This window comes from Erysipelatoclostridium sp. An15 (assembly GCF_002160675.1).
Lineage (GTDB): Bacteria > Bacillota_I > Bacilli_A > Erysipelotrichales > Coprobacillaceae > Thomasclavelia > Thomasclavelia merdavium.
Window position 1 is genome coordinate 97,396 of record NZ_NFLA01000002.1, and the last position, 21,048, is coordinate 118,443.

General features: G+C 29.3%; 16 protein-coding genes. 6 read left to right on the forward strand and 10 right to left on the reverse strand.

Annotated features, from left to right (window positions below; translation table 11 throughout):
• Positions 1–4: 4 nt before the first annotated feature.
• Complete coding sequence (locus B5E92_RS01525; RefSeq protein ID WP_087298659.1) at positions 5–3,562, forward strand: M4 family metallopeptidase; 3,558 nt, start codon at positions 5–7, stop codon at positions 3,560–3,562.
• Positions 3,563–4,085: 523 nt separating this feature from the next.
• On the opposite strand, the gene B5E92_RS01530 is transcribed toward B5E92_RS01525, so the two are convergent.
• From B5E92_RS01530 to B5E92_RS01550, 5 genes are all read right to left on the reverse strand, one after another.
• On the reverse strand, positions 4,086–5,060 hold the full coding sequence (locus B5E92_RS01530) for a PD-(D/E)XK nuclease family transposase (RefSeq protein WP_087298660.1): 975 nt from the start codon (positions 5,058–5,060) through the stop codon (positions 4,086–4,088).
• Positions 5,061–5,207: 147 nt separating this feature from the next.
• Positions 5,208–6,053 (reverse strand): hypothetical protein, encoded by an 846-nt coding sequence (locus B5E92_RS01535; protein WP_087298661.1) that lies wholly within the window; start codon positions 6,051–6,053, stop codon positions 5,208–5,210.
• 62 nt (positions 6,054–6,115) lie between these two features.
• Positions 6,116–7,063: a glycosyltransferase family 2 protein gene (locus tag B5E92_RS01540; protein WP_087298662.1), complete on the reverse strand. Its 948-nt coding sequence runs from the start codon at positions 7,061–7,063 to the stop codon at positions 6,116–6,118.
• Positions 7,050–7,457 (reverse strand): GtrA family protein, encoded by a 408-nt coding sequence (locus B5E92_RS01545; protein WP_087298663.1) that lies wholly within the window; start codon positions 7,455–7,457, stop codon positions 7,050–7,052. Before B5E92_RS01545 ends, B5E92_RS01540 begins: the two co-directional genes overlap by 14 nt.
• Complete coding sequence (locus B5E92_RS01550; protein ID WP_087298664.1) at positions 7,429–9,861, reverse strand: YfhO family protein; 2,433 nt, start codon at positions 9,859–9,861, stop codon at positions 7,429–7,431. The genes B5E92_RS01545 and B5E92_RS01550 overlap by 29 nt, the downstream gene beginning before the upstream one ends.
• Before the next feature lie 140 nt (positions 9,862–10,001).
• On the opposite strand from B5E92_RS01550, the gene B5E92_RS01555 reads away from it, so the two are divergent.
• The 4 genes from B5E92_RS01555 to B5E92_RS01570 all read left to right on the forward strand — a co-directional run bounded on the left by B5E92_RS01555 (position 10,002) and on the right by B5E92_RS01570 (position 14,221).
• Positions 10,002–10,703: a response regulator transcription factor gene (locus B5E92_RS01555; protein WP_087298665.1), complete on the forward strand. Its 702-nt coding sequence runs from the start codon at positions 10,002–10,004 to the stop codon at positions 10,701–10,703.
• Positions 10,696–12,021 (forward strand): HAMP domain-containing sensor histidine kinase, encoded by a 1,326-nt coding sequence (locus B5E92_RS01560; RefSeq protein WP_239406370.1) that lies wholly within the window; start codon positions 10,696–10,698, stop codon positions 12,019–12,021. The genes B5E92_RS01555 and B5E92_RS01560 overlap by 8 nt, the downstream gene beginning before the upstream one ends.
• A gap of 41 nt (positions 12,022–12,062) precedes the next feature.
• Positions 12,063–12,575 carry a dUTP diphosphatase gene (locus B5E92_RS01565; protein WP_087298666.1) on the forward strand — a complete coding sequence of 171 codons (513 nt, stop codon included), beginning with the start codon at positions 12,063–12,065 and terminating at the stop codon, positions 12,573–12,575.
• A 173-nt stretch (positions 12,576–12,748) separates the two neighbouring features.
• The gene (locus B5E92_RS01570; protein WP_087298667.1) at positions 12,749–14,221 is read left to right on the forward strand and encodes a hypothetical protein; all 1,473 of its coding nucleotides are present in this window, start codon (positions 12,749–12,751) and stop codon (positions 14,219–14,221) included.
• 85 nt (positions 14,222–14,306) lie between these two features.
• On the opposite strand, the gene B5E92_RS01575 is transcribed toward B5E92_RS01570, so the two are convergent.
• From B5E92_RS01575 to B5E92_RS01600, 5 genes are all read right to left on the reverse strand, one after another.
• Entirely contained in the window at positions 14,307–14,936 is a 630-nt protein-coding gene (locus B5E92_RS01575) for an SDR family oxidoreductase (protein WP_087298668.1), read from the reverse strand.
• A 577-nt stretch (positions 14,937–15,513) separates the two neighbouring features.
• Positions 15,514–15,843, reverse strand: a complete 330-nt coding sequence (locus B5E92_RS01585) for a type II toxin-antitoxin system RelE/ParE family toxin (protein ID WP_087298670.1) — start codon at positions 15,841–15,843, stop codon at positions 15,514–15,516.
• Positions 15,840–16,145, reverse strand: a complete 306-nt coding sequence (locus B5E92_RS01590) for a type II toxin-antitoxin system RelB/DinJ family antitoxin (protein ID WP_087298671.1) — start codon at positions 16,143–16,145, stop codon at positions 15,840–15,842. Before B5E92_RS01590 ends, B5E92_RS01585 begins: the two co-directional genes overlap by 4 nt.
• A gap of 460 nt (positions 16,146–16,605) precedes the next feature.
• Complete coding sequence (locus B5E92_RS01595; protein ID WP_087298672.1) at positions 16,606–18,381, reverse strand: ABC transporter ATP-binding protein; 1,776 nt, start codon at positions 18,379–18,381, stop codon at positions 16,606–16,608.
• Entirely contained in the window at positions 18,374–20,104 is a 1,731-nt protein-coding gene (locus B5E92_RS01600) for an ABC transporter ATP-binding protein (protein WP_087298673.1), read from the reverse strand. The genes B5E92_RS01595 and B5E92_RS01600 overlap by 8 nt, the downstream gene beginning before the upstream one ends.
• Before the next feature lie 83 nt (positions 20,105–20,187).
• Here B5E92_RS01600 and B5E92_RS01605 point away from each other — a divergent pair, with 83 nt between their 5' ends.
• Positions 20,188–20,997 carry a MerR family transcriptional regulator gene (locus tag B5E92_RS01605; RefSeq protein WP_087298674.1) on the forward strand — a complete coding sequence of 270 codons (810 nt, stop codon included), beginning with the start codon at positions 20,188–20,190 and terminating at the stop codon, positions 20,995–20,997.
• Positions 20,998–21,048: the final 51 nt, after the last annotated feature.

Sequence of the window (21,048 nt, forward strand, 5' to 3'; positions counted from 1 at the left end):
TGTCATGGAAAAAACGGGCTTAATTGATCATAAAAATAATCAAGAAGACGATAGTACATCTAATTTTGTTTGTTTAGATGGTTCTTTTAGTGATGTTTCTATCGAAGATGAAACATCAGCATTAAATGCCATTGATGATGCCAAAGATCTTTTAGGAATCCAGGATGTTCAAGATGAATTAAATAATTGTCAAACAGAAAATATTTTAGAAAATAATTATTATCGCTTTTATCAAGAATACGATGATATTCCTGTCTATGGCCGAACAGTTACCATTAATGCTAATAGTCAAGGAGATTGCTTAATGCTATCCGGTAATTATTTAAACCTTGGTGATTTAGATACTAGTGTTGACTTTTCTAAAGATGATGCTTTTAATAGTATGAAAGAACAATTTGGAAGTGAAACATTCATTACTAGTGAAGGATTAGTTATATATTCTTTAGATAAACAAGAACCCGAAATTGCCTGGAAAATAAATGTTATAAATGAGGACGTCAATGAACAGTGTTTTGTTTCTGCAAAATCCGGTGATATTCTTGCTGAACTTTCAATGGCTTATGGTGAAGATGTTTCAGGAAATGGTCTTGATATAGATGGTCAAAATCAAAACTTTACAACTGAACAAATTGATGGTTCTTATCGAATGCGCGATAATCAAAAAGATATTCGGGTATTTAATGCTAATAACTCAACTCTTGTTCCTGAAATAGTAATCGTTGATGAAAACAATAAAATTTATACCTCTAAAGATAAAAAATATTATGATGAAGATAACAACGAAGTAACAATTACCGGTGATAACTATAGTTTCGAAATCAAAGATAAAGATGGCAAAGTCATTGCTACTAAAGGTGAATATGCAGTTAGATTAACTACTAAAAATATATTCACGACAGTAACCGAAGTAACTTCCAATTCCACAACCTGGGATAATCCTAAAGCTGTTACTTTGATGTCACGCGTAAGTACTAATTACGACTTTTGGAAAGAAAACTATAACCGGGTTAGTTTTAATGGCAAAAATGGTGTGGTTCTTGCCGTTTATGATGATTTTTTAGGAGTAAACTGGTTAGTTGGTGATACTACTAATGCCTATTCATGGGGAGCTAGTCAATTACCTTTGACAGTTCTTACCTTTGGTTCTGATAATACTTTAGATTATGATGTTATTTCTCATGAATATACTCATTCAGTGGAACGATGTATCAGCAATCTAAATTATTTAGGCGAATCAGGAGCTTTAATGGAAGCTTATAGTGATATCTTTGGCGAAATCGTTGAAGATTGGGCCGATGATCGACTTTTTAACGGTACTTGCGATTGGATCAATCCATATCGTGATATAGTTGATCCAAATTCTAATGATGATCCTGATAGCTATTTAGGCAAATATTGGGTGGATGTTGTTGACACTAATAATGATAAAGGTGGTGTTCATACTAATAATACCGTTATTTCTCATGCTGCTTATTTAATGTCTATTGGCATTGAAGATAATTCACAAATATATAGTAGTTTAAGTACTAAAGATATTGCTGATTTATTTTATAGTGCTATGCCTCATATGAGTTCTAATTGTACATTTCAGCAATTTAAACAAATTATCATAAATTGTGCCTTACAAATGTATGAACAAGAAAACCTATCAAATAAACAGGTTTTAACTATCAAAGAAGCTTTTAACCAAGTTGGCTTATCTAGCGAAACAACAACATATACTGTTACTGAAAATTTTGATCTTTGTGTTTATGATATCGATAATGAACTTTATGATAATTATTCATTAAAAATCGAGGAAGTAGACATAACAAATCTGCCACAAGGACCAAGTGCAAAACCTAATACTAAAGAAGTCGATACAGTAACTATCAGTGATGATAAACCATACTCACTTTCATTAGAACCTGGTATTTATTATTTTACAATAACTGATTTAACTGATGATAGCCAGACTCAAAGGTTTTATGTAACTGTTTCTTCTAGTGGCAGTGATACTATAAATGTTATCACCCAATTTAAAAAGGTAACCGATAATAAAAAACAAACTGATACTACCAATATTCCTGAAAATGCGGTTGAATTTAATGGTCATTATTATTATTTATATGAACTTGATGATATAGATAATGGGCAAGAAGCTAGTGTATATTGTAAAAACCAAGGTGGTTATCTTGCAACAATTACATCTGCTCAAGAAAATGAATTTTTATACAATTATCTTACCGGACAAGATTTTGAAAGTGCTTATTTTGGTTTATCTGATTATAATCAAGAAGGTAAGTGGGAATGGATAAACGGTGAAGAAGTTTCTTATACCAATTGGCATCCTGGTGAACCAAATAGTGAAAATAAAAATGAAGATTATGCTATGTTCTATTATAAATATTCTGATGGAACATGGAATGATGGTGATTTTGGTCATCAAACTGTTAATAGTAATGCTGCTTTTATTTGTGAATGGGGTGACTATGAAGGTACAAGCCAAGATAGCACCAATGTAAATGAACGAGAAATAGTCTTAGTTTTAGATACTTCTAATAGTATGACCGGTTCTCCACTTAGAGAAACAAAAAAAGCTGCTAATAAATTTATTGAAACAGTCTTAAAAGAAGATGCCGGTATCGGTTTAGTTACATATAATAGTAATGCCAATATAATTTCTGATTTCTCTGTGGATTATGATAATTTAGAAGAAAACGTTGATTCTCTAGATTGTAATGGTAATACTAATATTGGTGACGGTCTAGAACAGGCTTATGACATGCTTGAAAATAGCAATGCTAAAACTAAAATTATTGTGTTAATGAGTGATGGGGTCCCTAATGTTGGAAAAGAGGGTAACGCCTTAATCTCATATGCCGATCAAATAAAAGATTCTGATATTTTAATTTATACACTAGGCTTCTTTGAAAAAATGGATGATAAAAGCGAAGCCCAAGAATTAATGGAAGGAATTGCTAGTGAAGGTTGTCATTATGAAGTAGCCAATAGCGACGATCTAGTATTTTTCTTTGATGATGTTGCTGATCAAATCAATGGTCAACGATATATCTATATTAGAATTGCTTGTCCTGTTGATGTTACTGTTAGCTACAATGGAGAAACATTAAGCTCAAAAGAAAGTGATTTAAATACTCGAACTAAGTTTGGTGTATTAAGCTTTGAAGATAATGGCACCGCCAATCAAACTAAAATTTTACGATTAAAAGAAGAGCAGGCTTATGATATTAAAATCAATGGTACTGATCAAGGTACGATGAATTATACTATTGGCTTTATGGATGAAGAAGGTAACTACAGTGACTTTAGAGAATTTGAAAATATTGAAATTACTAATCAGACTGTAATTGACACTAAAGCCGAAGTCAGTGAAACAACTGTCATCAATGTTGATGAAGATGGCGATGGTAATTATGATTTAAGATATCAGGCAGCAGCCAATGAAAGTGGTTCTATTGTTGAAAATAATTCCTGGCTTGATTTGATTTTTATCTTAACTATTGTTGTTTTCTTAGGTGGTATTATTTGTTACTGGTATTTTAAAAAACATAAAAAATAATTTAATTTATAAAAAATTACATCTTATAAAGAAAACATTTACTATAATTTTTCAAGTATATTGTAGTTATCAAGATAATATGGATCTACTATTGATAACTAGATATGCCGTGATTAAGGTTAAAATAATAAAGAAATACAATTTAAATTAAAGAATCTCGTAAAGGAAATTTGTAGGATCAAATCCCAAATTTCCTTTTGCTTTTTAAAACAAGGGAGAAAAAATTAAATAATATCAATAAAATATATCATAAAAAATTAATGTTTTTAATAAATATAAGCAGTATTGAAAATTGTGAAATTACTACGATCTTAAAAGATGATAAAGATAACTAAAAATGGCAGCTAAGTAATAGCTGCCATTTTTACCTTATGTTTTTTAACCGATTGCTATAATAAAACATTACATTTTTTTATTATCTATTTCTTTTTAATCATCAAATAATTATAGACTAATATACTTCTTGCTTGTATCAATAGCGATTGCTTCTTCTACTCACCTGTTTAATAAATTAAGCTTTTAACTATTTTTTAATTACATTCTTGATTTTTTCTAGTGATTGATCTTCTAATAACATTTTAAAAATAAGGTCATAAACTTCTATTTCTAAATCATTTAAAATGCTACTGTCTTCATTTGGATATTTCGATTTAAATAATTGGTTAGTTAGATTTTTCTTTTCTTCTTTTTTGCCAATCTTTATGCCTTCTTCTTTACCAATTCCTATTCCTTCTTCTCTTCCTTCCGCTTTTCCTTCTGCTTTTCCATTTTGATAATTCTCTTCGAGTTCCATTTCATGAGCATAAATATTCAGCTCCCGATTATATGCTGCTAATCTTAGTTCATCATCCTGATTAAATCTTTCCATCTTGTCTTTCATTATCTCAATCACCTTCGATTCTTTCAGTTTCATTATATCATCTGTTATCCCGTTTGCAAGTATATAGATCGCTAGTTCTAATTCACTGAATTTATCTAGTTCTTTATACTGCTTTATGACATTGATATAAGGCACTTGAACATATACTCGATTCATCAGATTATTCTTTTCTAATTTACCTTCTTTATTTCTACTTTGATATGTATCATAAAGCTGTAGATTATCACTATCTATATCATTGATAAAAATAATCTGATAGACTGGAATAATAAATTGATATTTATTCCCCTTTTTTTCTTGATATGTAAGCATTTTAGCTCCGTATAGTTGAAAACGATGGCGTTGGCTAACAGAAAAAGATGATTTCTGCATTTCAATATCAATCTGCTCACCCGATGCAACAGTTACTCTAATATCTAAGATCATATCTTTATCTTCAACATGATTACGATTTAAATCGGGATTTAATACTTTGATATCCTGACATTGAATATTTAAAATACCTTCAATAAACAGTTTTAACAAATAAAGAGAGTCATGATCTTGATCATTGGCTAATGAATATTTAAAAAGAACATCACTTTTAAAATCATAAATCTTTTTATCTGTTTCTTTCATAAAAAACCTCCTTTGTTATTTATATACATTTACAAAAGAGGTTTTTACTTTTATTAATTAAAAAATATATAAATAAAAAAGATAGAAATCAAAATTACTATAATTTCTATCCTTATTCCATTCAACTATCAAATTACTAAAACAATATTAATAATAACTTCTTTCATACTTAGGGAACTTACGGCTTAAAATAATATAAGCAATAATTAAAATAATTCCAATAACTCCTAGTACAATTCCTTCTACTCTTAACATCGATACCGGAATATCAATACTCATATTTAAAACCCGAAGCCCAATTGTAAATTCAATTGCATTTACTACCAGTGGTGCAAAAAGCCCAATTATTATTGCTGAAACAATTGCGGCTACACCGGCATAGATTGACCAGTCATATAATGAACGATTTAATAAACCAATTAATACAATACAAACAATTATTCCAATTATACAGCCAATTCTAACTGCCATACTACTAACTGTTTGATAAGTTTGTAAAAACTCAGTGGTACTAGTAGAACCACTTTGAACAGAATCAACTACTTCATTAATTTTAGTTTGAAGAGCTCCATTTTGATCAGTTAACCGTTCTTGAACAATTTGAATTTGCTCATCAGTAATGTCCTGATCAATTACTTGTTCAATTTGATCAACATTATCAACAAACACCTGTGATAATTGATTCATAATTGAAGCAGTATCTACTTGTTCACCATTTAACGTTGCTTCAGTAATTTGATTTAATAGATCATCAGTAAATGAGTTTATAGAACTGCTAGTAGAAATAACTTCTTGAATCTGTTGAATCTGATCATCTGTAACGTTAGGAAAATTTTCCGTTATTACTTGTTGAATTTGATCAGTTGTTTCATTAGCTACAACTGCATTAGATACAGTTTTAGCAGCCATTGATTTTATTGATATATTAATACAAAGCAAAACAACCAAACCAACCATTATGATTGCTAATACTACACTAACAAATTTTTTCATGTTATCACTTCCTTGATAACTTCATTATAATAGCTCTATTAATCCAAGTCAAAATTTTATTACTACTTACTTAACGCTTCTTTACGATTACTATCTTTAACTATGTAAATTGGTCGAGCTTTGTTTTCCATATAATCTTTTGATACATACTCTCCTAGTATTGCAATTAGCAACATCTGCGTTCCACTTAAAAATAAAATTAAACAAACAATAGTAGTATAACCACCGACACTATTTCCAAATAATAAAGTAGAGATAGCTGTATATAATGCCAATATTATTGAAGCAACAAATAAAATAATCCCAAATATTCCAGCAATTTTAAGCGGTGCTGTCGAAAAAGAAAACATTCCTTCTAAAGCATAAGAAAACAAACTTTTAAAATTCCATTTTGTTTTACCAGCTGCCCGTTCAACATTATGAAATGGCAGCCATTTAGTTTCAAAACCAACATATGAAAACAAGCCTTTCATATAGCGATTATATTCACGCATTTCAATTATTGAATTAACCATTAAACGACTCATCATTCTAAAATCGCCAGCTCCATCACTCATATCGAGCTTTGATATTTTTTGCATAATTTTATAAAATGTTCGACTTAAAAAATTCCTGATTTTCCCTTCACCTTCACGATCAATTCGTTTACCAGCACAACAATCATAACCTTCTTTACTCACAGCCTGATACATCGGTGCTAACAATTTAGGAGGATGTTGTAAATCCGCATCCATAATGACACAATAATTACCGGTTGATTTTTCCAATCCCGCCAACATTGCTGCTTCTTTACCAAAATTTCTTGAAAAAGAATAATAATCACATCGTTTATCTTTAGCACTAATCATTTTTAATAATTGAATTGTTCGATCATTACTTCCATCATCAATAAAAATGATCTCATAATCAATATTTTCAATTTTTCTTAATTCCTTAGTAACTTCCTGGTGAAACATCGGTAAAACTTCTTCTTCATTATAACAAGGAACTATTACACTAATTTTGTCCATATCCATGTTCTCCTTTAGGCGAAAAAATCTTGAATTTGCATAGTCCATAGTTAGAAACTACTGTGACAACACTAACAAATACTTTAGCTACCATTTCATTTATTCCTAACAGTTGAATAAAAATAAACAATAAACTACTTTCAACAGCTAACGTCATTAAACGTAATACAAAAAACTGATAAGCTTCTTTTTTAGTATCATTAGAACTTTTAAAAACATATTGACGATTAGCCCAATAAGCAAAAATAACAGCACCATACCAAGATAAGATATTAGCAATTAACCAGCCTATATTTAGCCATTGAATAGTTATATAATAAATAATAAAATTAACTAGGGTTGTGCACCCACCTACAAAGATATAACTAATTAATTCTTTTAAATCTTTCCTCATTTCTTTCCCTTCTTCCATGCAATAATAATAAAACCAACCCTATTACACTACCAAATAAACTAATATTTTTAGCTGGTGCTTTAAACGTAATTTCTATTTGATGCTTTCCACTAGATATTTTACTTCCTAAAAATGCTTTATTTACACAAAATGAATCAACCTTTTTACCATCAATAGTAATAATATAACCGTTTTGATAAGGTAAAGAAGTGACCAGGTAACCATCTTTACTTACATCAATACTGCCTTTAACAATCTTACCATCTTGATTATAAACACCGTTTAATTTATCAATTTGACTATTACGATTTTTAATCACATTATAATCAAGACTATATAATTTAATATTTAAAACATCATACCGTCCGGAACTAAACTCTATTTGTAAATCACTTAAAGGTTCATTTTGACTTATTACATATGTAAAATGATTATTTCCGTTTGGATAAGCAGCTGATGTACTTGATAATTTATTTTTAATACCATTAATAGTAATTGAAGTATCCCTAGTTTTTAAATATTTCACTTTATCAATATCAAATTCAATAATCATAATTTGATTTTCAAAATTTTGATTAAGATCTAATTGCAATACACCTTTGCCCTTAGTATTGACCCGATAACCACTTTTTAAAGCTGTTATATGTAAATTAGAACTTTGCTTGTTAATCAGATAATCTAATTTTAATTCTTTTATTTGACTTTGATATTGATTATCACCATTTGCAACAACAACATTATTATAAATAGTATCTAACGTAGCTGGAAAAGCCAGCTCATCAAACTTTTCTTCACTATAAGTATCACTTGTAGCATAAATAATTGGTAAAACATCATTATTTTCATATAAATTATTACCAATTTTTTGATATCCAATAGGTACAGTTTCTTCACTATAAATTGTTTTAACCCCCATCATTCCTTGAAATAAAATATTAGAATTAGACAGTGAAGCAACTCGATTCCTTATTGAAATCGGATTGTTAATAATATCGTAATAAAAATGGTTGTATAAACTGTTATTAACTGAACTATAAATTGATGTCCGTAGTTCATTATTATTAGCAAGATTACTAGTATTTAATGATTGTTTAAAAATATCATATCTAGTACCGTTATCTACTTTAATACCATTTATACTAGAAACTTGTTGATAAGTGTCAGATGATACAAATTCTTCCTGTTTATTAATATTAAAACTCAAGACTAATGGCATGATCATCATTAAATAAAGCGCTTTTTTATTAAATCTTAAATATAAACATACGCTAAAAATAGCAAAAACAATATCAAAAATCACTAGTGGTTTTTGATAAAAAATAACTACTGGTAATAAAATCAATATCCATAGTCGATAATCGATTTTTATCATTAATTCTTCGAACTTACTTAAAGAATATATTGTCACATAAATTAATAACGGAATAAATGGTATCAATATTTTAGGTCGTGAATATAAAAATCCATTTAATCCAAAACAAAATACTGGTATAAAAATCAACAATAATAACCAAATACTTAATTTCCTAATTTCTTTTAGTTTTAAACTTAAAACCAAACCAATCCAGCTTAAATAAGTTAATCCACAACCATAATTATCATAAAGTAACCCTTCCATATTTAAACGTGGTATAAATAAAGATAAAAAATTAATACTACTTCCTTTACTTTGATGATTTTCAAGCATCACATATGCCGTAGGTAATAATAAAACACTACATATTAAAATACCTATCATTACCGGTTTAATAAATGCCCAAATATTTTTCAAATTAATCTTCTTTACACAATAACAATAATAACTAAATACGACCACTATGCCTGCAACACTGAAAAAATAGCTATTAACAATCATTAAAACAATCGCAATAATTAACATTAAACTTCGACTATTTTTCAAATAACGATCTATTGCTATTAATGCCATAATCAGCCATGGCATATAATCAACAAACATAATTTGTCGATGACTATGAAATAAAACGGAAGAGCATAGTAACAAAATAGCTCCAATAATACATAAGCCATTATTAAAATTTTTACTTTTTAGCCAAATATAGAGCAAATTAACACTTAATATTAGATTGATAACCATATATATAATTATTATGTCTTTCATAGCTACGCTAGGAATCAAACAGCCAATCAAGACATCTGGTCGAAACAAACCATAATAAGATAGATTATAAATATTTACTCCAGCGCCAATATTGAAAGCAAAATCGGGGAAAAGTGTTTTGTTTTCTATCATAGTATGACGCAAATAATCAGCCAAATTTACATGCTGACTAAGCCAATCGGTATTTGAGCCAAAAAGATATGAAGAAGGCGTGATGATCATAACCATCACAATTGTTAAAAAGAATAAAAATATAATTGAACATACTAACTGCTTTTTTTTCATTACTATCACCCTTCCGAAAAAATTATTACATACATTGCTTAAGAATCTGCTTAATAATATCTAAATATTTCTTAAATTTAATTTAAACAATTTTTTCATCCTTATTATGATGTATAATAGATACGAAAGTTGGTGAATTTATGACAAATAATAAAATATTAATCGTTGATGATAATCCAGAAATTAGAGAGGTTCTTAATGTTTTACTTTCTAGTGAAGGATATGAAGTTATTGAAGCTAAAGATGGTCAAGAAGCAATTGATAAAGCTAACGAAGATATTGATCTTTATATTTTAGATATTATGATGCCTATTGTTAATGGTTATCAGGCTTGTGTTGAAATTAGAAAAAAGTCTAATGCTCCAATTTTGTTTTTAACTGCTAAAGGGCAAGAAAGTGATAAAACCCTAGGTTTTTCTAGTGGTGGTGATGATTATCTTTCTAAACCTTTTTCTTATAATGAATTAACGACTAGGGTTAAAGCGTTATTACGTCGTTATTATGTATATCAAGGAAAAGCTGAACACCAAGAAAAACAAGATGATAATATTGTTTATGAAAATATTGTCATCAATCCAAATAATGAAACAGTATTATTAGATGGGAAACCTGTTGAACTTACATATCTGGAATATCAAATCCTTTATTTATTAGTAAGTAATCGTAAACGAATATTTTCGACTCAAGCTTTATATGAAAGTATTTGGAATGAACCATATTATTATAGTGCTAACAATACGATCATGGTCCATATTCGAAACTTACGTAAAAAAATTGAAGCAGACCCTCAAAATCCTAAAATAATCAAGACGATCTGGGGTAAGGGGTATCGCTGTGATTAAAAAAAATTGTTTAAATAAACTAAGTATCCAGATTTCAGCAGTAATTATCCTGTTTGGCGCTTTAGCTCTCCTTACTTTTAGTTTTCTATATTATAATAAAGATTATTTCTTTAACTTTGTTTTAGATTTAGGTATTATTTCTGACAATACGGAAACTTATGCTACCGAAATTGAAAACAAACTAATTGATAACAATGTTTCTATCAATGATATTAATGCTATTGATGAAATTTTAGGATCTAGTGAAATATATAGTGTCTCTATTTATAATGCAGATGATAATCTTTATATAACCGGTTCTTATGCAACAATTCTTGAAGATTTTATTATTAGTACTACAATCTATGAATCTAAGTCTATCTATGATGTCGAACCATATTATAGTATTTTGGAATTAAAGGATGGTTCTATCGAAATATACACTTACTCATATGCACTAGCAAAATCGGTAATTCCTTATATTAGCTTTGCTGCTATTATTTCGTTGATTATCTTTATATTTCCAACCTTCCTTTTTATTAAACGAGAAGTAAATTATATCGTTAAACTTAAAGACGAAGTAACAATTATGTCTCAAGGCGATTTAGATCATCCAATTACCATTAACGGTAATACTGAAATCGCCGAATTATCAAAACAAATTAATGATCTTAGAATCACTTTAAAAAATAATTTTATAACCGAAGAAACTAATCGGCGTGCTAACTATGAACTAGTTACTGCTTTATCTCACGACCTTAGAACACCACTAACTTCTTTAATGGGATATCTAGATATTATTAGATTTAAAAAATATAAAAATGAACAGCAGTATAATCTATATTTAAATAATTCAATTGATAAAGTTAATCAAATTAATGAACTAGCTAATAAAATGTTTGAATACTTTTTAGTTTTTAGTAAAGAACAAGATACCGAACTTACTAAAATATCACTAGGCGTTATTTATGAATATATTATTGAAAATATTGCTGCTTTAGAAGAAAATGAGTTTACAGTATTAAAACAAATCGAACATAGTGATAATTTCATCTTTGGTAATATTAATCTTCTTAAACGTATTATTAATAATATTTTCTCTAATGTTTCTAAATATGCTAATAAAAATGAACCTATTAATATTGAATTAACTACTGATGATAATAATTTAAAATTTACTGTTAAAAATACTAAAATTCATACTGTTGATTATATTGAGAGTAATTGCATTGGATTAAAGAGTGTTAAACAAATGATGAAAATTCATGATGGTAATTTGACTATTATTGATGATAAAAGTTACTTTACTATTATAATTACCTTTCCTTTAATAAAGTAATTAGTGTATAATAGTTGCAAATCAAAGAAAAGGAGAATGACATGCAAGTAGTTGCAAAATTTGAAAAAGTATCAAAACAACAATTTATTAACGATTTTCAAGATAGTTTCACAAACTATGATATCGAAGAAATTGAAAAAATTTATGATAATTTAAAATTACCAAAAAGAGCTACGGTTGGCTCTGCTGGTTATGATTTTTATACACCTATTGATTTTACTTTAAAACCACATGAAACAATTAAAATTCCTACTGGTATTAGAGTTATTATTAATGAAGGATGGTTTTTAGCTATTTTCCCTCGTAGTGGATTAGGTTTTAAATATCGTTTACAACTTAATAATACAGTAGGAATAATTGATAGTGATTATTATCATAGTGATAATGAAGGTCATATTTTTATCAAAATAACTAATGATAGTAACGAAGATAAAACAGTTTCTTTAACTGCTGGTCAAGGTTTTGGACAAGGTATCTTTATGCCATTTGGTATTGTCGAAGATGATGATAGCGATGCTATTCGTAATGGTGGTTTTGGTTCAACAACTAAATAGTTTCAATCTCATGTTATAAACATGAGATTTTTTGTTTTTCTATAAATAATTTATTAAAATATCAAAAAAACTCGTAAAAATAAGGCATTTTTTGTGTTTATAATGCTAAAATAATGGTATTTTATAGCTAATTTTGTTATTATATCTATGTATTTTTATAAGGAGGGAATAGTATGGATATTTTAAATAAATATTCAAAAAAGAAAACTGTTTATCTTTTAGCAACAGTTTCATCAGGTTTTATTACCGTATTATGGCTACTTTCAAAACTTGGAATTGGTAGTTCTAGTAGTAGTTATAGCAGTATTGATGCTTTATCATCAATTGGAACAATTATTACTCTATTTCAGATTGTCTTCTACGTGTTATTGATTGCAGCTATTGTTACAGCAATCTTGAGTGCTTTTTATTTCTTTAAAAAAGACAAACAAGATTACATTATGTTAGGGGAATTCATTGCATCATGCATTAGCTCAGTACTACTTTTATTATCAATGTCTGGTGTAAACTTGGTTTGTAAAGCTGTAAGAGCTTATTTAAGTCAAGATTTTAGCGCTGTAAGTAGTATTAGCAATGAATCTGCTTACTCAGCACTTTCTAGCATGGCAACAAATCTTGAATATTATCTTTATGTATCAATTGCTGTATTTATTTTAAATATGGTTGTCCTTCTAATCATTAAAAATGTTATTCATATCAATAACTTCCAATATTCTTTAGAAGAAGGTCCATATATAAATAATTACTCATATCAAGGAACAAATAACGGTTCTAACTCTGGTAATTATACTGGTAATGGTGCAAATAATTCTGGTGGTTATCAAAATGCACCTAAATCAAGTTTTGATTTTAAAGCATTTATCAAATCAAAAAATGGTAAAATTACTGTTGGTGTAATTGCTGTTGCTTTGGTTGCCTTTATTGGTTATCAAATTTATGATAATTTCTTTAACTATACTGAAATCGATTTAGCTAAAAACATTACTTGTGAATTTACTGGTAAAGATGGAGAAGGATATATCACTGATGTCAAAAATGACATTGATTATGACAAAAACAATCAACAATTAGCTGCATTTGTCAACGATACACGTCTTGATTATGATACTAGTTATGAACTTTCAAACGGTGATGAAGTAACAATTACTGTCAAATATTCAGAAGAAACTGCAAAAGCAAATAAAATTAAAGTTACTAATGATTCTAAAACTTTTAAAGTAAAAGGGTTAATCGAAAGATATAAAAATGCAGCAGCATTACCTGATGATTTAATTGAAGAATTAGAATCTGAAGCAAACGATGAAGCTGAAGATCAATTTGATGATGGTTATTCAACAACTTATAACTACTCATTAGATTCAATGTGGTTCGCTAAAGGTGACGACTATGATGGTGCTATTGCTGTTTATAAAGTAGATGCCACTAGAACATCTTCTTGGAACAATGAAGTAACTCAAAATACTTACTATTATGCATTCTATACAAATACCGAAATTAACTCAGCTTATTTAGATGATGATAACAGTCATTACTGGCATTATACTGTATTAGATGATAGTCAAAGAAATTACTTAACTACTGCTGATGGTGTTGAAGATAGTTTAAAAACTGAATTTGATGATTACAGTATCGAAAAGATTAAATAGTATTAGATTTTGTTGAAAAGAATAAATATTTGAAATTAAAAGTTCACTTGATAAAATATTGAGTGAACTTTTTATATTTAATTCTTTATTTTTGAACAACACTTATTCTTTCTTGAAGATGATTTCCACTTACAATTTCATCTACCATAGCAATTGCATAATCAGCATATGAAATAACACTTTCACCTTTTTCATTCAATGTTAATTCTTCGCCACCTGAAATATAAGCTCCAGTTCTTTCACCTTCAGCTTGGAAATCTCCAGCTGGTGAAACATAAGTCCATTTTACATCATAACGTTTTCTTAATTCTTTTAAAGCTTTAGCCATTGCTGAAGCTAATGGCTTAAAGATATCCGGGAAATCTGTTCCATCAGCAACACATAAAGTATGTTCTGGATTAACATATAAGCTTCCAGCTCCACCAACAATACATAATCTAATATCTGTTCCTGATAAAATATCACACAGATGTTTTAATGATGTACTGTGTTGTGGTAAATCTTTTTCAGCCCAGGCACCAAAGGCATCAACAACAACATCAAAATCTTTTAAATCATCTTTTGTAAGATCATATAAATCTTTTTGAATTACTTTTGTAGCAACAGATTGATTTTCACCTCTTACAACTGCTGTTACATCTAAACCTCTTTCTGCTGCTTCTTTAACAATTAATTTACCGGCTTTCCCGTTAGCACATACTACTGCAATTTTCATTGTTATTTCCTCCATTTCTTATTTAATGTAACTTTTATCATTACATCTATAATATAACACCAGTTTAATGTAATGCCGATGGTTACATTAAAAGCTTTTAATCTTTCTTCTTTAGCTATCACTTTCTACAAAACATTCATATAAAAAATTATCTTAATTGATACAAAGCGTAACCACTTATCTGCAACAATTTGGGTAATCTTATTTTAACTTTTATACGCTCCTTGCCCGTGATATAGTAATAGTCTGTATTTATATCAATTCCTAGCAGTTCTTCCATGTTTCATTACGTCCTCTCTTTTCAATACTTCCAGTATGATGGCGTAAGGCACACCGAATACATAGCAAGTAAAATCTTCTAACGTTTTCTTAAGATAGTCAGACAGGCAAAGGCGTTTCATCTCAAACCAGACTGCACGCTTGTAATAGAGTAGGTCGAAAAAATACGGACACCCGATTTTTGACTGCATATCCGTAAAAATATCATTCAATCAATCACTCCAATCTTAAATTTGAGTATAGAAAAGCGGTTGATCTACAATGGAGTAACCGCTTTGTGTGTGGCATATGAAATTGTTTATTGCTTTGTATGAACACTTAGCTGTTCTTCAATGTTGCGTTCGCTGTACATGACACGTAGAATTGTTACCACCTGTTCTTCTATATCTAAAATATAAAACACAATATAGTTATCTACCGCAACAAAATGTAATCCACGGCTATGCCACGGTTCTTTTCCATATCTCGGAAAGCGTTCCGGCATTTCATCTAAACTTAATATCTGCCTTTCCAGACGTTCCAGTTGCTTTTCTGCGTTTTCCGGCGATAAAAGTTCAAAAGCGATATATTCAAATATCCCTCGTAAATCTTCCTCAGCCTGTATGGATGTAACTACATTAAAAATCATAAACCATAATCTTTGCGAATATCAGCAAAAACCGTTTTTGCGTCTTTGGTTCGACCAGCTTTCATATCCGCATACCCTTTCTTCAGCTCTGCATGCAATTTATCTGTTTCCAACATACTTATGTCTGCGGGCGTTCTGTCTGGGATTTTTAATTCAAAGGGAATTCCTCGCTGTAAGATAATCTGTTTATAAAACATATTGATAGCATTAGAAGCAGGAATACCCAGTGTAGATAGGATTTTTTCAGCCTGCTCTTTGATTTCAGGCTCTATTCTCACATATAAATTTGCTGACTTTGCCATAATAACAACACTCCTTTCGCGTGCATATCTTTTTCTTTATTATACACAATTGTCCGCACAACAGCAATGCATTATTTCTTACACTTCGATAATTGTTGAACAGTTGCAACAACATGTCCTTGACACCAAAAGCATTGAACGCCAGCCCGACAGCGACTAGAGCAATCACAAGGAAGCATGTGATTAATCGCTTCAATATCTTTTTCATAGCTTTTATAATTCTCCTTTCGTTTGGATATAGAAAAAACCGTCCATTTCTAAACGGCTGGAAATAGAAAAAGAACGTCAATATCGACATTCCATAATCTACTTGTGATGTTCAATTTTAATCTTTTTAATACTGATGTGCTGATAAGTACAGTATTTTAGCGGACAATCAGAATTTTTAGTTGTTTTTTCCACAACAAAAAAAACGATTCTTATTAGTAGATAACACCTACTTTTAAGAATCGTATAAAAATTATTCATGATTAAATTGCGAATTGTATAGCTTTTCATAAGCGCCTTTTTTGGCTAACAATTCTTCATGAGTACCTTTTTCTACAATATCACCATTATTTATTACCAAAATTAAATCAGCACTTTTAATTGTTGATAAACGATGGGCAATAACAAAACTTGTTCTCCCTTCCATAACACGGTGCATTGCTTCTTGAAGCATTTTTTCTAATCGGGTATCTACTGATGAAGTTGCTTCATCTAAAATTAAAATTTGTGGATCTTTTAAAATAGCTCTAGCAATCGTTAATAACTGCTTTTCACCTTGGGAAATATTATTAGCCTCTTCATTGATCATTGAATCATAACCATCTGGTAAAGTTCTAATGAAATGATGAACATTGGCCATTTTGGCAGCATTAATAACTTCATCTTTTCGCGCATCTAAACGACCATAACGAATATTATCATAAATACTGCCTGAATATAACCAAGTATCTTGTAATACCATTCCAAACATTGAACGTAGTTCGCCACGTTTTAAATCACGAATATCAACACCATCAATTTTAATGCTTCCGCCTTTAACATCATAGAAACGTAATAATAAATTGATAATTGTTGTCTTTCCAGCTCCAGTAGGACCTACAATGGCAACCATTTGGCCACTTTTTACTTCTACATTAAAATCTTTGATCAATAAATTATCATAATATCCAAATTTAACATGTTCAAAAGTTACATTACCTTGAACATTTTCAATATGTTTAGGTGGATTAGCTTCTGGTACTTCTTCTTGTTCATTTAATAATTCAATGACCCTACCTAAAGCAGCAAATGCAGCTTGAATTTGAGCTGATAAATTGGAAATTTGTGATAATGGATCATTGATTTGCCAAATATAACGGATAAATGCTTGTAATTGTCCAACCATAAAAGTTCCAGCAATTACATTAGCTGTTCCCATGATAGCAATTACCCCAATTGATAAATATGTAACTAAAGAATTTAATGGCGCAATCGTTGAAGAAACAAACTGGGCTTTAAAAGCATTAGTTCTTAAGTTCTCGTTAATTTGTTTAAATTTATCAATTGATTCTTCTTGTTGATTAAATAGCAATATTTCATTATATCCAGTGTACATTTCTGTAATAGCACTATTTAAATCACCTAAAGCATTTTGTTGTTTTTTAAATAATTTTTGACTTTTACCAACTACTAATTTAGTAACTAATAGTGATAAAGGAATTATCAATGTTCCAATTAATGCCATTTGGACATTGATCATATACATCATTGATAAAGCAAGTGTCACTGTTAAAACACCGCTAACTATCTGAGTAAAACTTTGTTGTAAGGCATTAGAAATAGCATCAACGTCATTTGTAATTCTACTTAAAACATCACCAAAATGATGATTATCAAAATAACGAACTGGCAACTTTCTAATCTTATTTTGTAAAGCATTTCTTAAATCCTGCATTGCATTTTGAATGGCATTAGTCAAAAAGATAACAGAAATAATCTGAGAAATTGTTTTACAAGCATAAATTATTAATAAACAAACAACAATTTCTAATACCGCACCAAAATCGATAGCAATATTAGCTAAGCCACTACTTTTAGCAACATCATTAGCTAACTGTGTAGTAATCATCCCTTCAAAACTTGGTGCTAAAACCATTGATATATTAAATACCAAAATCATTAAAATAGCGATAATAAATTGCCACTTATATGGTTTAATAAATGGCACTAATCCCATTATCGTCTTTTTAAAACCGTATTTTTTATTCATGTGCCAATTCCTCCTCACTTAATTGAGAAATTGCAATCTCATAATATATCTTACATTCTTTTAATAACTGTTGATGGGTCCCATGTCCAACAACCTTTCCTTCATTTAAAACAATGATTTGATCAGCATCCATAATACTGGAAATTCTTTGGGCTACTACAAGCATGATTGAATTACTCATTTCCTTTTTTAACTCTTTTCTTAAAATAGCATCAGTTTTAAAATCCAACGCTGAAAAAGAGTCATCAAAAATATAAATTGGAGCTTTACGAACCAAAGCCCGAGCAATACTTAATCTTTGTTTTTGCCCACCAGAAACATTTGTTGCCCCTTCACTGATTTCTTCATCAAAACCATGTTCTTTAGCCATGATAAAATCATAAGCTTGCGCAATTTTAGCTGCATGTTCAATTTCATCATCAGTTGCATCTTTTTTACCAAATCGGATATTATCTTTAATAGTACCACTAAATAAAATTGCCTTTTGTGGAATAACCCCTAAATGATCACGTAAATCTAAAAGATCATAATCTCTAATATCTTTATTATTGATCTTTATTGCCCCATTAGTAACATCATAAAACCGTGGTATCAGATTTACTAACGTACTTTTTCCTGAACCGGTACTTCCTATAAAAGCAACCATCTCACCTTTTTTAGCTTTAAAGTTAATATCTGATAAAACTGGTTCTTCACCATCTGGATAAACAAAGGTAACATTATCAAATTCAATGCTAACATCATCTTCCTCTTTATCATCTTGGGGATTATTTTTAATCAAAGAATCAGTTTCAAAAATCTGTTCAATACGCTTAGCAGAAACTTCAGCCCGTGGGTACATCATAAACACAGTGCAAAATAACATAATAGAAAACATCGCATGAAATAAATAATCCATAAATGCCACTAATTGCCCTATTTCTAAGTTACCATTAGCAATTAAATGCGCCGCTACCCAATATATTAATAAGCCAGCGATATTCATCAACATAAAAAATATTGGCTGTGTCATTGTCATAATTTTAAATAATTTTTTAGAAAAATTTGTAAAATTATGATTAGTTCTATCAAACCGTTCTTGTTCATATTGATCATTGTCAAAAGCTCTAATTACTCTTATCCCGCTTAAATTTTCCCTTGAAATTCGATTTAAATTATCTAAAGAACGTTGTTGATTTTCAGAAATCGGTTTAGTAACTTTGGCAACAGCAAATACCCCTAAAATAATTAAAGGAATCGTTCCGGCAATTATATATGAAAGAGGTAATGATGCTCTTGCAGTCATAATAAAACTAAAAATAAACATTATTGGCGTCATCAATGCCGTTCTAAGTAATACATTTACAAACTGTTGAATTTGAAAAGCATCATTATTAGTTCTAGTAATCATTGATGAAATCCCATATTGATTAAATTCATTAGCTGTAAATTGTTGTACTTTTTTAAAAATATCATTTCGCATATCCCTAGTAATCGAAGTCGATATTTTAGCACAGCAATAACCTAAAGCAATTGTCCCTGCAACACCAATAATTGATACAAGTAAAATACATCCTCCCATCATATAAATGTAATTTAAATCACGGTTAGATACACCAACATCAATCATTGTCGCAACAATTGTAGGTATGCCTAGTTCAACCAATACAAATCCAAATACAGAAATCACATTAAAAAAGAATAATAGTTTATAATTCTTTAAATACTTTAATATTAATCGCATTTCCTTCTCCTTTCCTGATATTGTGCTAGAGATAACAATATGATAAACTATAAGGTAACCTTATAGTCAAGAGGAGAATAACAATGAAAGAAAAACTCTTTACCTGTGGTACTTTTGCGAAAATCTGTGGTGTCGAAAAACATGTTTTATTTCATTATGATGAAATTGGTTTATTTAAACCAATCTACATTAATGAAAAGGGTTATCGATTTTATTCCTATCGTCAATATGATACATTTAAAGTTATTATTGCTTTAAAAAAATTAGGAATGTCACTAAAAGATATTCAAATATACTTAGATCAACGAAACCCTATTTTGTTTACCGAATTATTAACCCAGCAAGAAGCAAAATTACTACAATCAATCGAAGAACTAAAACATATTCATGAAATGATTACCAGATTTAAGCAATACACCAATGAAGCATTAACAGTTGATTATGATGAAATTAAAATAGTTCATTTTAATAAAAGTAATCTAATTTTATCAGCTAATTTAGAAAACAGTACTTCAAAAGACTTTGCTGGTTTTATGAATGATTACACATCATTTATTGAAAATAATCAGGTAATGACCGGCGAATTTGTAGGGATAATGACTAAAGTTGAAAATATTTATAAAAATCAAACCGCTAATTATTCTTATTTATTTACTACAACAAGCCACTTGGGTCCTAATACTTTTGAAAAAAAAGCAGGTAATTATTTATGCGGCTATCATCATGGTAATTATGATGGATTAAATGACTCATATCAACGTATCATTCAATATGCTGATGCTCATCAAATCAAACTTGGTAAATATGCTTATGAAGAATATATAATATTTGATATTAGTGAAGCCTCACCCGATAATTATTTAACCCGTATAACGATCGAACTTGAACAATAAATGTTTTACTTTAACTTTTAAAAGTGATAGGCTATTGATATGGAGGTATAA

What these genes read in the sequence shown, in the direction of transcription:
- B5E92_RS01525 (WP_087298659.1), top strand. Translation starts at nt 5, where the DNA reads ATGGAAAAAACGGGCTTAATTGATCATAAAAATAATCAAGAAGACGAT.
- B5E92_RS01575 (WP_087298668.1), bottom strand. Translation starts at nt 14,936, where the DNA reads ATGAAAATTGCAGTAGTATGTGCTAACGGGAAAGCCGGTAAATTAATT.
- B5E92_RS01555 (WP_087298665.1), top strand. Translation starts at nt 10,002, where the DNA reads ATGACAAATAATAAAATATTAATCGTTGATGATAATCCAGAAATTAGA.
- B5E92_RS01545 (WP_087298663.1), bottom strand. Translation starts at nt 7,457, where the DNA reads ATGAGGAAAGATTTAAAAGAATTAATTAGTTATATCTTTGTAGGTGGG.
- B5E92_RS01605 (WP_087298674.1), top strand. Translation starts at nt 20,188, where the DNA reads ATGAAAGAAAAACTCTTTACCTGTGGTACTTTTGCGAAAATCTGTGGT.
- B5E92_RS01550 (WP_087298664.1), bottom strand. Translation starts at nt 9,861, where the DNA reads ATGAAAAAAAAGCAGTTAGTATGTTCAATTATATTTTTATTCTTTTTA.
- B5E92_RS01535 (WP_087298661.1), bottom strand. Translation starts at nt 6,053, where the DNA reads ATGAAAAAATTTGTTAGTGTAGTATTAGCAATCATAATGGTTGGTTTG.
- B5E92_RS01540 (WP_087298662.1), bottom strand. Translation starts at nt 7,063, where the DNA reads ATGGACAAAATTAGTGTAATAGTTCCTTGTTATAATGAAGAAGAAGTT.
- B5E92_RS01585 (WP_087298670.1), bottom strand. Translation starts at nt 15,843, where the DNA reads ATGATTTTTAATGTAGTTACATCCATACAGGCTGAGGAAGATTTACGA.
- B5E92_RS01530 (WP_087298660.1), bottom strand. Translation starts at nt 5,060, where the DNA reads ATGAAAGAAACAGATAAAAAGATTTATGATTTTAAAAGTGATGTTCTT.
- B5E92_RS01590 (WP_087298671.1), bottom strand. Translation starts at nt 16,145, where the DNA reads ATGGCAAAGTCAGCAAATTTATATGTGAGAATAGAGCCTGAAATCAAA.
- B5E92_RS01570 (WP_087298667.1), top strand. Translation starts at nt 12,749, where the DNA reads ATGGATATTTTAAATAAATATTCAAAAAAGAAAACTGTTTATCTTTTA.
- B5E92_RS01600 (WP_087298673.1), bottom strand. Translation starts at nt 20,104, where the DNA reads ATGCGATTAATATTAAAGTATTTAAAGAATTATAAACTATTATTCTTT.
- B5E92_RS01565 (WP_087298666.1), top strand. Translation starts at nt 12,063, where the DNA reads ATGCAAGTAGTTGCAAAATTTGAAAAAGTATCAAAACAACAATTTATT.
- B5E92_RS01595 (WP_087298672.1), bottom strand. Translation starts at nt 18,381, where the DNA reads ATGAATAAAAAATACGGTTTTAAAAAGACGATAATGGGATTAGTGCCA.